This window comes from Gilliamella sp. B3464 (genome assembly GCF_026536145.1).
GTDB lineage: Bacteria > Pseudomonadota > Gammaproteobacteria > Enterobacterales > Orbaceae > Gilliamella.
Genome location: NZ_JAFNOQ010000009.1, coordinates 96,479 through 109,406 on the forward strand (window position 1 = coordinate 96,479; position 12,928 = coordinate 109,406).

11 protein-coding genes are annotated in these 12,928 nt (G+C 34.3%); 6 read left to right on the forward strand and 5 right to left on the reverse strand.

Going from position 1 to position 12,928, the window contains the following annotated elements:
* Positions 1-265 precede the first annotated feature (265 nt).
* A complete protein-coding gene (locus tag J3U57_RS10210) occupies positions 266-607 on the reverse strand; it encodes a hypothetical protein (RefSeq protein ID WP_267344638.1) in 342 nt (113 codons plus the stop codon).
* Positions 608-1,244: 637 nt separating this feature from the next.
* Here J3U57_RS10210 and ruvA point away from each other — a divergent pair.
* Both ruvA and ruvB read left to right on the forward strand, forming a co-directional pair.
* Positions 1,245-1,853 (forward strand): Holliday junction branch migration protein RuvA, encoded by a 609-nt coding sequence (gene ruvA / locus J3U57_RS10215; RefSeq protein ID WP_267344640.1) that lies wholly within the window; start codon positions 1,245-1,247, stop codon positions 1,851-1,853.
* Between the two features lie 14 nt (positions 1,854-1,867).
* On the forward strand, positions 1,868-2,872 hold the full coding sequence (ruvB, locus tag J3U57_RS10220) for a Holliday junction branch migration DNA helicase RuvB (RefSeq protein WP_065799120.1): 1,005 nt from the start codon (positions 1,868-1,870) through the stop codon (positions 2,870-2,872).
* A gap of 99 nt (positions 2,873-2,971) precedes the next feature.
* On the opposite strand, the gene cysK is transcribed toward ruvB, so the two are convergent.
* The 4 genes from cysK to yfbV all read right to left on the reverse strand — a co-directional run bounded on the left by cysK (position 2,972) and on the right by yfbV (position 6,122).
* Entirely contained in the window at positions 2,972-3,937 is a 966-nt protein-coding gene (gene cysK, locus J3U57_RS10225) for a cysteine synthase A (protein ID WP_267332906.1), read from the reverse strand.
* Positions 3,938-4,451: 514 nt separating this feature from the next.
* Positions 4,452-5,105, reverse strand: coding sequence for a hypothetical protein (locus J3U57_RS10230; RefSeq protein ID WP_267332905.1), 654 nt, complete (start codon positions 5,103-5,105; stop codon positions 4,452-4,454).
* Positions 5,106-5,153: 48 nt separating this feature from the next.
* The gene (gene priC, locus J3U57_RS10235; protein WP_267332904.1) at positions 5,154-5,654 is read right to left on the reverse strand and encodes a primosomal replication protein PriC; all 501 of its coding nucleotides are present in this window, start codon (positions 5,652-5,654) and stop codon (positions 5,154-5,156) included.
* 9 nt (positions 5,655-5,663) lie between these two features.
* The gene (gene yfbV, locus J3U57_RS10240) at positions 5,664-6,122 is read right to left on the reverse strand and encodes a terminus macrodomain insulation protein YfbV (RefSeq protein WP_267344642.1); all 459 of its coding nucleotides are present in this window, start codon (positions 6,120-6,122) and stop codon (positions 5,664-5,666) included.
* A gap of 194 nt (positions 6,123-6,316) precedes the next feature.
* Here yfbV and J3U57_RS10245 point away from each other — a divergent pair, with 194 nt between their 5' ends.
* The 4 genes from J3U57_RS10245 (at position 6,317) to J3U57_RS10260 (ending at position 12,104) form a co-directional block, all read left to right on the forward strand.
* Positions 6,317-7,522 carry an acetate kinase gene (locus tag J3U57_RS10245; protein WP_267332902.1) on the forward strand — a complete coding sequence of 402 codons (1,206 nt, stop codon included), beginning with the start codon at positions 6,317-6,319 and terminating at the stop codon, positions 7,520-7,522.
* 66 nt (positions 7,523-7,588) lie between these two features.
* Positions 7,589-9,736, forward strand: coding sequence for a phosphate acetyltransferase (gene pta / locus J3U57_RS10250; protein WP_267332901.1), 2,148 nt, complete (start codon positions 7,589-7,591; stop codon positions 9,734-9,736).
* Positions 9,737-9,825: 89 nt separating this feature from the next.
* Complete coding sequence (gene guaA / locus J3U57_RS10255; RefSeq protein WP_267332900.1) at positions 9,826-11,409, forward strand: glutamine-hydrolyzing GMP synthase; 1,584 nt, start codon at positions 9,826-9,828, stop codon at positions 11,407-11,409.
* Positions 11,410-11,609: 200 nt separating this feature from the next.
* On the forward strand, positions 11,610-12,104 hold the full coding sequence (locus J3U57_RS10260) for a hypothetical protein (protein ID WP_267344643.1): 495 nt from the start codon (positions 11,610-11,612) through the stop codon (positions 12,102-12,104).
* The last annotated feature ends 824 nt before the right edge of the window (positions 12,105-12,928 follow it).

Below are 12,928 nucleotides of genomic sequence, written 5' to 3' on the forward strand. Positions count from 1 at the left end.
ATTATTGTCGGTATAAAAATTAACTTTATCTAATTTAGTGGGAAGGCTAGTTTTCTAGTCTTCCCATTTATTTATAGAAATTATTTAGCAATAAAAATAAAATCATTCATTAATTTTTCATTATCATAGGTAATATTATGTAATCTTTTTTGGAATATTTTGCACAAATCATGAATTGATATTTCTTTGACTTTAACATTATCATAATTGCTGATTTTTTTGCTTTCACCTTTAGTGATAATCCAAACTTGTTTGCTTTTGCCTGTCAGCGGAATTTTTTTTGGCGTCGTTGGTCCATCCATTTTTTTGTATTGAACGTTAAATGTGCTTTATGATTAAGTTGATTAATATAATTTTCTATTTGTTCTTCTTTAAATGCTTCATAATTTGATTTGAGAGTGCAATCATACATTACCGCTAAATTTTCAATAATAAAAAAGCCATCTGCTTTTCCGGCTTGATTTTCTCTATCAAATTGAAAAATTTTATTCAATCGAATTATTTTTAATAAGTTAAAAACAGAATCTTCAAAAGCGATTGGATCGGTGATGTTTTCGATTTGTCGTACCGAGTGTATTAATAATGCTTGATAAGTCTTAGCATCCATTTTATCAGGAAAGAAATTGGCATCCGATACATCAATATTCTCTTTTATTTTTCGCTCATCGATAAGTTTGATATCGGTTGCATATCTTTTGCCTGAGTCTTTTTCATTTGCAGTAAGATTAACTTTTTTGCCAATTTTTAGTTCTTCGATGGGTAGGTTATTGATATCTTTTTTAGCAAAATAGTAATCGTTTTTTTCGTCTAGTGCTTTTATAAAGCCCTAATAGTTATCTTTATTATTCTTATTCGGACACAAATGTTTAATTTGACTAATCACGCATAATACTCCTTAATCATTCAAGTTATTCCTAGAAAACTGATGTTACTGATTATAATTTATAAGCATTACTATAAATAGATTTAGCACTATTTACCCGTGTCATGTATATAAATGATTATTAGGCCTTACTTTCAATAATAAGTAATGACCAAAATTGGTATATGATTTTGCCTGTCTATTTATACAGTTTTTCTTTATTAATTATTATCTATCAGGTAAACTACAAACTAGTTATTTTATAAATGTTGTTAATACTGACTATCAAATAATTTCTATTATTTTATTTAAGCGATGTTTAAAACCTCGGTTATTGATAGTTAAAATAAAGTTAAATAATACTCTTTATTAAGGATTAAATGTGATAGGGCGTTTACGAGGACTCATTATAGAAAAGCAACCACCCAAAGTGTTAATCGAGGTCGGCGGTGTTGGCTATGAAGTATTTTTGCCAATGACCTGTTTTTATGAGTTACCGGACAATGGTAAAGAAGTGATTGTATTAACACATTTTGCAGTTCGTGAAGATGCACAAGTATTGTATGGCTTTAATCATGAGCAAGAACGAGAGCTATTTCGAGAACTGATTAAAGTGAATGGGGTAGGACCTAAATTGGCATTGGCGATCTTATCGGGTATGTCAGCCCAACAATTTATTAGTGCTGTTGAACAAGGTGAAATCAAAACACTTGTTAAATTACCAGGTGTGGGGACGAAAACCGCTGAGCGCTTGATTGTTGAAATGAAAGATCGCCTGAAACGATTTGGCGAAGATTCGTCCACAACTAGTAGCGTAATTTCATCAAGCGACCTTAAAAAATCGTCTAATCAAATTGAAAGCGAAGCGGTTTCTGCACTCATTGCACTGGGTTATAAACCGCAAGAAGCTAGTCGTATTATTAGTAAAGTCATTAAGCCAGAAATGGATAGTGAAACGCTTATTCGTGAAGCATTAAAATCAGCATTATAAAATAGGTCAAGGATATGATTGAAGCGGATCGTTTGATAGCTCCTCAGGCTCAAAAAGAAGAAGAATCATTAGATCGAGCAATTCGTCCTAAATTTTTGGATGAATATATTGGTCAACCGCATGTTCGTGAGCAGATGAAAATTTTTATTCAAGCCGCTAAGCAGCGGCATGATGCATTAGATCATTTACTTATCTTTGGTCCGCCTGGTCTTGGAAAAACGACTTTAGCCAATATTGTTGCTAATGAAATGAACGTTAATTTGCGTACAACTTCGGGCCCGGTATTAGAAAAAGCGGGTGATCTGGCTGCTATGTTAACTAATTTAGAACCCAACGATGTGCTCTTCATTGACGAAATTCATCGACTTTCACCTATGGTTGAAGAAATTTTGTATCCAGCAATGGAAGATTATCAATTAGATATTATGATTGGAGAAGGGCCTGCCGCACGTTCGATTAAAATCGATTTACCCCCGTTTACTTTGATTGGGGCAACCACTCGCGCCGGTTCATTAACTTCACCACTACGTGACCGCTTTGGCATTGTGCAGCGCCTAGAGTTTTATCGGGTTGAAGATTTGGAATATATTGTTAGTCGTAGTGCCAAATTTTTAGGTATGGATTTATCTCAAGAAGGTGCGCATTTAATTGCTAAGCGTTCTCGTGGTACGCCTCGAATTGCCAATCGTTTATTGCGACGAGTAAGAGACTATGCGGATGTAAAATCGAAAGGCATTGTAGATGAAACAATAGCAACTCAAGCGCTCGATATGCTTGATGTAGATAATGAAGGTTTTGATTTTATGGATCGCAAGTTATTATTGGCGATCATTGAAAAGTTTATGGGCGGTCCTGTTGGTTTGGATAACATTGCTGCGGCAATAGGCGAAGAGCGCGAAACCATTGAAGATGTACTCGAACCGTTTTTGATCCAACAAGGTTATATTCAGCGTACACCTCGCGGTCGAATTGCAACGCCTCATGCTTACCGTCATTTTGGAATTATTCAAGATGTATAAAGTGGAACATCTAAGTCTAGATGGATTGCACGTTTGGTAAATGATTCGTTGATTATTCAGTATGTAAACCACCACCTTGTGTGGTGGTTTTCTTTTAAATCAGCCTAATTCTTTTTCAGTAAATATGCCACTAAAGAGATCCGTACTTAAGTAACGTTCACCGGAAGATGGTAAAATAACGACAATGGTTTTATTGGCATTTTCAGGTAAATTAGCTAACTTATCAGCGGCAAAAACTGCTGCGCCCGATGATATTCCTGCTAAAATTCCCTCTTTTTCCATTAAAATACGCGCTGTGTCAATTGCTTCTTCGTTAGATACTTTTTCGACAAGATCGATTAAATTGAGATCCAAATTTGCCGGAATAAAGCCTGCACCTATACCTTGAATTTTATGTGGACCAGGTTTGATAAGTTCGCCCGCTAGTGCTTGTGTGATAACCGGTGAGTTAGTTGGTTCAACCGCAACGGCAGTTATTTTTTTACCTTGCGTTTTTTTTATATAACGCGTAACCCCAGTAAATGTTCCCCCTGTACCAACACCTGCAATAAAAATATCAACTTGGCCGTCTGTATCTAACCAGATTTCGGGTCCAGTTGTTTTTTCATGTATTTCTGGATTAGCGGGGTTACTAAATTGTTGTAACATAATATTTTTTTGTGGATTGCTTGCTACAATCTCTTCCGCTTTTTCTATAGCACCTTTCATTCCTTTAGCCGCTTCGGTTAGCACTAAATTTGCGCCTAACGCTTTTAATAACTTACGTCGCTCGATACTCATGCTTTCAGGCATGGTTAAAGTCAGTTTATAACCACGCGCCGCTGCAACGGCTGCAAGTGCTATACCCGTATTACCACTTGTTGGCTCAATTAGCTCGACATCAGAGGTGAGTAAACCACGCTTTTCTGCATCCCAAATCATATTAGAAGCGATACGACATTTAACGCTAAAGCTTGGATTACGTGATTCAACTTTAGCTAAAATATTGCCCTTACCAAAGTGTTTTAATCGTACCAATGGGGTATAACCAATGGTTTGTGAATTATCATCAAATATTTTACTCATATTAAAATCCTTATTTGTCGCTTTAAAGGAAATAGCATTACATTATCAATTATTAACTATAGTGATTATTATAAATATAACGTAAAAAGAAGATACTAATTAATAATTATAACAATATGCATTTTGGCTATATGGCATCGACTTGTTGTTGAATTTTTGAAAATATCCATTGATTTCAATGAGAGTATATTGCTACTAAGATCATAATGCATAACAAATTTAGTGGTTACATTGATATAGGTTAAATTGATCAAAATTGTCTAATGATATGGCATTAATAAGTATTATTAACAGATGCATGATTGATGATTAATGTTTTATCGCGTGCATTGTCCTAACATTTATCAGCCAAATTTGATTGATATTTTAATATATTCAATGTAGTAAGATTTTCTATTTATAAATGATTGATTTTTACTTTTTATCATTAAAATAATAAAACGATGGTAGCTTTATTACGTTAATTTGCTTTTGTTATGTTAAATCTTACCCCTTTTTAAATGCATAACTGTTTTCACTTATTATAAAAACGGTAACTCACTAAATAAGAACCAAATATATTATTTTTTATTTGGACTGATAATTTGGGTGGATACTGTTTATTGTCGGACTTATCAAAAGGTAAAAAAAATCTATCACCGGTATATTTTTCATAGATCTTGATACCATTTTTATAATGGCCATGTTTTCCACGCGAAGGGCCTGGTGAAGTCATTTTATATACTGTTGTATAAGTCTGTATTTCGCTAGGAACAATATAAACTAAATTATGAGGAACAACATACATCGTAACCATTAGAGCGCAAAAATACTCAAAAAAGTATCCTACAAAATATTTAACTCTTTTAGAGCGTGAAATTGGATCTAAAAAACCAATTAGATTGGGCTTAGTTAGTTTATAAAGGATTATGCTAATTATAACGTTAATTAACGACCAACATATGTAAACTTTGCTGTCGAAAATATTGGAAAGAAGGGTGACATTAATCGATTTAAAATAAAATAGTAAAAAATTCAGAATGATAACAGTATAAAAACTGATTCTAATAAGCTTTTTTACAGCGCTATATCCCGCCATAATATTATTTTTATCACGTGTTTGATTAAAGCGATTTTTAGTTTTTTTTCCAACCACATCTATACTAAAGTTTTTAAAATTTGGCGCCATATTTCTCTACATTAAGCTTACATCGCTAACTCAAATACGCTTATTTGATTAAACATCACTTTCCATCTCTAACTCAATCTTTTGGATTGCTTGTTCGCAACGATAAATACGGTTATCAATAGTTGCAATTTTCTTGTAATCAAGCGAATCTGTGCTAAGCTCAAGTTCGTATTTCATCTCTTGTAATCGACGTAAATAATCTAAATGGCGTGCATGCTTTTCAGATAGCGTTTCTTCAATGCAAGTTTCTGGCTGTTTTTGACGTAATTGATGAGTAGCTAATTCACGTGTTAGGGCTTCTATTTGATTAACTAATGATTCAGATAAAAATGTCATTTGAGTCAATTTTTGCGAAAGTACGCATTGAGTTAATGCTGTGTAAGTTTGCTTTATTTTTTCAAGATAAAAAGAGCGATCAGCAATGACTTTATTGTTATTAAATAGCTGCTCATCAAAATAACACTCTTGATATTCAGGAAAATCCGAAAAATTAACCCGTTGTTCAAGTGCGTCGATTTGTTGTTTTAAAGTAGTTAATAAATTAGGCATGACTAATACTTATCTCTGATCATGAGTTGAATTGTTATCTTCACCAAAATAGTTACCCAAATGTAATTTGGCAAGCGTAATTAATCTCATAAAAGATTCAAAAGTTAATTTATCATTGTTTTTTTTATCTTCAATGATTATTTTTTTAGCAATCAATTGTGATTTGATGTGATTATAACAGTCTATTAAGTTCAGTGGCAAAGGTGACTTAGCGCGTTTACCTAACCAAAAAATACCTTGTAATGGCAAACTGAGTGCAAAAAGTATCGTAATGACGGTTACCGCCAGTTGTATTGGCATATAATATTGCCAGACCAATAGCGCAATAATGATAGGTGGAAGATATTTAGCCGCGGTTTTTATGTAATTAATGATTTTTAATTCAGGAAATGAATAAGCGAGTTCTTTATCATTAGGGCAAAGCTGCATGTATAACTGACCTGACTTAAAGGTTTTAATAATACTCATATCTTTTGGATTCCTCGACATTCACATTTTATTGTCTTAAAATAGTCACCATTCAAATTGGCGGCTCTCTATTTTATATCAAAAAGTGCGATATCAGAAGTCACCTTAGTGTAATCACATTGGTTGTTGAATCATGTGTTGAGTTACCAATTTTGATTGGTATATATCTTTTTATTCAAAATATAGGAATTACTATGTCATCAAGTAATAACGCTCTTGTTCTTAACTGCGGAAGTTCATCTTTAAAATTTGCTATTATCAACCCTGAAAATGGTGATGAATTTCTTTCTGGATTAGCTGAATGTTTCAACCTTCCCGATGCTCGTATTAAGTGGAAACTCGATGGTGTTAAAGGCGAAGCATCTTTAGGTGCAGGCGCTGCACATAGTGAAGCAATTAAATTTATTGTTAATAGTATCTTCCCACAAAAACCAGAATTATTAGATAGTATTAAATCTATTGGGCACCGAATTGTTCACGGTGGTGAAAAATATACTCAATCTGTTGTTATTGATGATTCAGTACTAAAAGGTATTGAAGAAGCAGCGGCATTCGCACCTCTTCACAATCCAGCTCATTTAATTGGTATTCGTGAAGCATTTGCTGCATTTCCTCACTTAAAAAACAAAAATGTAGCAGTTTTTGATACAGCATTCCATACCACTATGCCAAAAGAAGCCTATTTATATGCTATTCCAAACGAATTATATAAAAAACATGGTATTCGTCGTTATGGTGCACATGGTACAAGTCACTATTATGTTAGCCAACAAGCAGCTAAATTATTAAATAAACCTGTTGATCAAACTAATGTGATTACTTGTCACTTAGGTAATGGGGCATCTATTTCAGCTGTTAAAAATGGTAAATGTGTTGAAACTTCTATGGGATTAACGCCACTTGAAGGTTTGGTGATGGGAACCCGTAGTGGTGATATCGACCCTGCAATTATGTTCTTTTTACATGACAATTTAAAAATGTCTGTTGCTGATATTAACAACCTATTAAATAAAAAATCTGGTTTATTAGGTTTAACCGGTGTTAGCAGCGATTGCCGTTACGTTACCGATAATTATGACACAGACGAAAACGCCAAAAATGCGTTAGATGTATTTGTACATCGTTTAGTCAAATATATTGGTGGTTATGCTATGTTATTAGATGGACGTTTAGATGCAATCATCTTTACTGGTGGTATTGGTGAAAACTCTGAAGAAGTTCGTCGTATGGCTTTAAATAAATTAAGTTTATTAGGTTTCGAACTTGATCAAGAACGCAATTTAGCAGCCCGTTTTGGTAAAGGTGGTACAATCACTAAAGAGGGGTCAGCAATTGCAATGGTTATTCCAACTAATGAAGAGCTTGTTATTGCTCAAGATGCTGCGCGTCTAACTGCTTAAAAAACAATTAAAACCGCCAAATGGCGGTTTGTTTTTATTTAATAAAGAATTAAGAGGAAATGAATTATGTCTCGTACTATTATGCTAATTCCAACCGGAACCAATGTCGGTTTAACAGGTGTGAGTCTTGGTGTTATTCGAGCTATGGAGCGTCAAGGTATTAACCTAAATGTATTTAAACCCGTTGCACAACCAAGAGCAGGTGGAGATGCGCCAGACAATACTACAACTTTAGTTAGTCATAACACGTCTATTCCCGCTTTAAAACCACTCAAAATGAGTCATGTTGAAAATCTATTAGGTTTAAATCAACAAGATGTATTAATGGAAGAGATTGTTGCGCTTTATGCTGAAAACACCAAAGGTGCAGATGTTGTGTTAGTTGAAGGTATTGTGCCAACATCCGATTATCCGTTTGCGAATGAACTAAATAATAATATTGCTAAAACTCTTGGCGCTGAAATTATTTTTGTAGTTAACATGGGTAAAGACACACCAGAGCAGCTTAAAGATCGTATTGAAATTGCGCGCTCTAATTTTGGTGGTATTAAAAATGAAAAAATTGTAGGTGTAATTGTCAATAAAGTGAATGCACCAGTTGAAGAGCAATCACTTGCCCGTCCAGATGTTGCAGAAATTTACCACACACCAAAATTTGACGATAAAAAAATCACCATTAAAGATTTAAACGAATATAGCCCACTTCCAGTTCTTGGTTGTATTCCTTGGAATATGGATCTAAGCGCTTGCCGTGCAATCGATATTGCTAAACATTTTGATGCTAAAATTATCAATGAAGGTGGCATTAAAAACCGTCGTATTAAACATATTTCTTTCTGTTCAAGAAGCGTTCCTAATATCATTAACCACTTGCAACCTAATGCCTTATTAGTAACTTCAGCAGATCGCTCAGATGTTCTTGTTACTATCTGCTTAGCGGCTATGAATGGTGTATCAATCGGCGGTGTGTTATTAACAGGCGGCTATGAAATTGATGACAAAATCTATAAATTATGTCAACCAGCTTTTGATACCGGTTTACCTGTATTTACAGTACAAACAAATACTTTCCAAACTTCAATCAATTTACAACAATTTAACTTAGAAATTCCGGTTGATGATAAAGAGCGTATGGAAAACACACAAAACTTTGTGGCTGATCATATCGATTCTAGTTGGATTAAATCATTAAATGAAGTAGTGAATTCTGCTCGTCGCTTATCACCACCTGCGTTCCGTTATCAATTAACTGAACTTGCTCGCAATGCGAAAAAAGTGGTGGTATTGCCTGAAGGTGATGAACCAAGAACTGTTAAAGCTGCTGCTATTTGTGCGGAACGTAATATTGCTAAATGTGTGTTACTTGGTAATCCTGATGAAGTCCGTAAAGTTGCTGCATCACAGGGCGTGACGTTAGGTCAAGGTGTTGAAATTGTTGATCCTGAATCAATTCGTGAAAAATATGTGCCGCGTTTAGTTGAATTACGAAAAAACAAAGGTATGACCGAAGTTATTGCACGTGAACAATTAGCCGATAATGTGGTTCTTGGTACTATGATGCTTGAAGCGAATGAAGTAGATGGTTTAGTATCAGGTGCGGTGCATACAACAGCAAATACTATTCGTCCACCATTACAATTAATTAAAACAGCACCGGGTAGTTCACTTGTTTCATCTGTGTTCTTTATGTTAATGCCAGATCAAGTCTACATTTATGGCGACTGTGCGATTAATCCAGATCCAAATGCGCAAGAGCTTGCTGAAATTGCTATCCAATCTGCTGATACTGCAATTGCCTTTGGTATTGAACCACGTGTTGCGATGATCTCTTATTCAACAGGTAGTTCTGGTCAAGGTGCCGATGTTGAAAAAGTGAAAGAAGCCACTCGCATCGCGCAAGAAAAACGTCCTGATCTGATGATTGATGGTCCGTTACAATATGATGCGGCGGTAATGCCAGATGTGGCTAAATCTAAAGCACCAAACTCAAAAGTAGCTGGGCGTGCAACGGTATTTATCTTCCCAGACCTAAATACAGGTAACACTACTTATAAAGCGGTACAACGTTCAGCGGATCTTGTGTCTATCGGTCCAATGTTACAAGGTATGCGTAAACCTGTTAATGATTTGTCACGTGGCGCATTAGTTGACGATATCGTCTACACTATTGCATTAACTGCAATTCAATCAGCACAAGAAAATGCTGCAAAATAAGCGAAGCATGCAGTTCTAACCATAGATAAGAGGTGATACAATATCACCTCTTATTTTTTATATTATTTCATACCTTAGGAATAAAATTAATGAAGCAAGACATCCACCAACAGCGCATATTAATCCTCGATTTTGGCTCTCAAGTTACCCAATTGATCGCTCGCCGAGTCCGTGAAATTGGTGTTTATTGTGAACTTTGGCCGTGGGATGTATCAGAAGAAAAAATCAAACAGTTTAATCCTAAAGGTATTATATTATCAGGTGGTCCAGAAAGTACTACCGAACAAAATAGCCCACGCGCACCTGAATATGTTTTTAGCGCTGGCGTACCAGTGCTTGGTATCTGCTATGGTATGCAAACTATGGCGATTCAAGTGGGTAAGGGCGGACAAGTTACAGCATCTAATCAACGAGAGTTTGGTTATGCTAAAGTTGATATTGTTGCAAAATCAAAATTAACAGACGGTATTTTAGATAGCACCAATGATGCTGGTATAGAGCAACTTGATGTCTGGATGAGTCATGGTGATAAAGTTACTTCATTACCTGACACATTTACCTTAATTGGGCAAACAGAAACTTGTCCTTTCGCCATTATGGCCAACGATGAAAAACAGTTTTATGGCGTACAATTCCATCCTGAAGTTACTCATACCATTAAAGGATTAGAGTTATTAACGCGTTTTGTCATTGATATTTGTCAGTGTGAAAAATTATGGACGCCATCTTCAATTATTACTGATGCAATTGCCCGTATAAAAGAAAAAGTTGGTAAAGATAAAGTATTACTTGGCTTATCTGGTGGTGTAGATTCTTCGGTTACAGCTTTATTATTACATCAAGCAATTGGCGACCAATTGACCTGCGTGTTTGTTGATCATGGCTTATTACGCTTAAACGAAGCAAAACAAGTCATGGACATGTTTGGTGATAAATTTGGCTTAAATATCATCGCTATTAACGCCGAAGATCGATTCATGGCTGCGTTAAAGGGAGAAGCTGATCCTGAAGCTAAACGTAAAATCATTGGCCGTGAATTTGTTGCTGTTTTTGATGAAGAGGCGGCAAAATTAAAAGATGTCAAATGGCTTGCTCAAGGTACCATCTATCCAGATGTGATTGAATCAGCTGCGGCCGATACCGGTAAAGCTCATGTGATTAAATCTCATCATAATGTTGGTGGTTTACCTGAAGATATGAAAATGGGGCTAGTTGAGCCATTAAGAGAATTATTTAAAGATGAAGTACGTAAAGTTGGTTTAGAACTTGGCTTACCTTACGAAATGCTTTATCGTCATCCATTCCCTGGACCGGGTTTAGGGGTGCGTGTTCTTGGTGAAGTGAAAAAAGAGTATTGTGATTTACTACGCAAAGCCGATGCTATTTTTATCGAAGAACTTTATAAAGCTGACTTATACCATAAAGTCAGTCAAGCATTTACCGTATTTTTACCGGTGCGTTCAGTTGGAGTCATGGGCGACGGACGTAGGTATGATTGGGTTGTCTCACTACGAGCGGTTGAAACTGTAGACTTTATGACCGCCCACTGGGCACATTTGCCATATGACTTTTTAGGGCGAGTATCAAATCGAATTATTAACGAAGTTAATGGTATTTCCCGTGTGGTTTATGATATTAGTGGAAAACCGCCAGCAACCATCGAATGGGAATAATTTCATTTATCATTTATCACATTAATAAAAGCCCTGTTAAGCAGGGCTTTCGTTTTTGTCCCAAATGTATGTCAATTAACTATCTCAATCTATAAATATATATCTTTTTTCAGGTAAAACTTTCTAATCATTAATAATCGTGTTTAAAATAAACATGATACACAATAAAATTTTTCATATTGATAAATAAGGAATAGTGAATGAAAGGAAGAATAAGTTATATTGTTGTGATAATTGGTATGTTGTTTATCTTTTCTGTACAAGCTAAAAATGAACTTAAAACGAGTGGTAAGTGGGTTTATGGTGAAGTTTTAGATGTCACAACTAAGCAGAATAAAGATTTAGCAATCACAGCTGATTTTGATCGTTTTTCATCAACTCCTGATGTTTTATTAGGTGTTAGTTGTGAAAGTAATACTATTTCGATAATAATTATGAATGAATTAATAACACCAAAAACGCAGTGGACATTTATTTTTACGGTAGATGGTAAAGAGTTAAGCCAACAAAAATTAAAGTTTGATGATAAAATTCTATTCAAAAATTTTGATCATCTGTTCTATCAAAGTTTAAAAGATAAAAAAATGTTATTGGTAAAAGCATTTAATAAAACTAAAACTGTTAATATGAAATTTAGCTTAGATGGGTTCAAACAGGCGTTCATGCCAATAGAAACGCATTGTAAGAATAAATAGTTAAAAAATATTACTATTGGATTTTCAACTTTAAACTCAATACATTTACGCTAAATAATTAGCGTAAAAATTTAAATCGATAACTACTTTATTGTTGTTTACTGTTGGTATTATCCTCAGGTGCTTGTGTCGTTGGGGATATATTATTATATGTTTCTTTATGGTCTCCTTCGCATTCATAAACGGTAATACAGCCTGAAAGTAATAAAGTTGAAATTAATATCATGATAAACTTCATTGCAATTACCTATAATAAAAAGCGCAGCTAGTAATTAAATTACACATTCCAAAAGTAATAATTAATAAGTAATATTTCATGGTTATATTCTCTTTTTGTTGCATGGAAAATTATTAAAATTGTTTTAAATCAATTCGATGTTTTTATTAAGTCACTCATTAATAAATAATAAGGGTATAACCAGACAGACATCTCATTTTAAATACAGCTGTTTGTATGATTAGATGCTTATTTTTAATTTGATTGATTCTTTGAGTACTAACTTTAAATTGGTATGGATGTTTGAATTTTAGTTATCCTAATTAAAATATTTTTTATTTATGGTGAAAAAAAGTATTTTTCATTAATTGAGTTGATTAAAAAATCATGTTTTTATATTCACGACCTTCTTACGCCCCACTTGCCAATAGTTATCAGGAATATGCAATTAACAAGGCGACCAATCCCATAAAGATTAATATTAGATTGGCAAAGTAGATAAATCGGATTTCGTGTTTAGTTAATTGATAATCTTTGTCAAATCTGTTTTTGGTTTTAATATTAATAAAATCTCTATTAATCATGATATTTCCTTAAAAAAGGCCCC

What these genes read in the sequence shown, in the direction of transcription:
- yfbV (WP_267344642.1), bottom strand. Translation starts at nt 6,122, where the DNA reads ATGAGTATTATTAAAACCTTTAAGTCAGGTCAGTTATACATGCAGCTT.
- priC (WP_267332904.1), bottom strand. Translation starts at nt 5,654, where the DNA reads ATGCCTAATTTATTAACTACTTTAAAACAACAAATCGACGCACTTGAA.
- J3U57_RS10260 (WP_267344643.1), top strand. Translation starts at nt 11,610, where the DNA reads ATGAAAGGAAGAATAAGTTATATTGTTGTGATAATTGGTATGTTGTTT.
- pta (WP_267332901.1), top strand. Translation starts at nt 7,589, where the DNA reads ATGTCTCGTACTATTATGCTAATTCCAACCGGAACCAATGTCGGTTTA.
- cysK (WP_267332906.1), bottom strand. Translation starts at nt 3,937, where the DNA reads ATGAGTAAAATATTTGATGATAATTCACAAACCATTGGTTATACCCCA.
- ruvB (WP_065799120.1), top strand. Translation starts at nt 1,868, where the DNA reads ATGATTGAAGCGGATCGTTTGATAGCTCCTCAGGCTCAAAAAGAAGAA.
- J3U57_RS10210 (WP_267344638.1), bottom strand. Translation starts at nt 607, where the DNA reads ATGGATGCTAAGACTTATCAAGCATTATTAATACACTCGGTACGACAA.
- guaA (WP_267332900.1), top strand. Translation starts at nt 9,826, where the DNA reads ATGAAGCAAGACATCCACCAACAGCGCATATTAATCCTCGATTTTGGC.
- J3U57_RS10230 (WP_267332905.1), bottom strand. Translation starts at nt 5,105, where the DNA reads ATGGCGCCAAATTTTAAAAACTTTAGTATAGATGTGGTTGGAAAAAAA.
- J3U57_RS10245 (WP_267332902.1), top strand. Translation starts at nt 6,317, where the DNA reads ATGTCATCAAGTAATAACGCTCTTGTTCTTAACTGCGGAAGTTCATCT.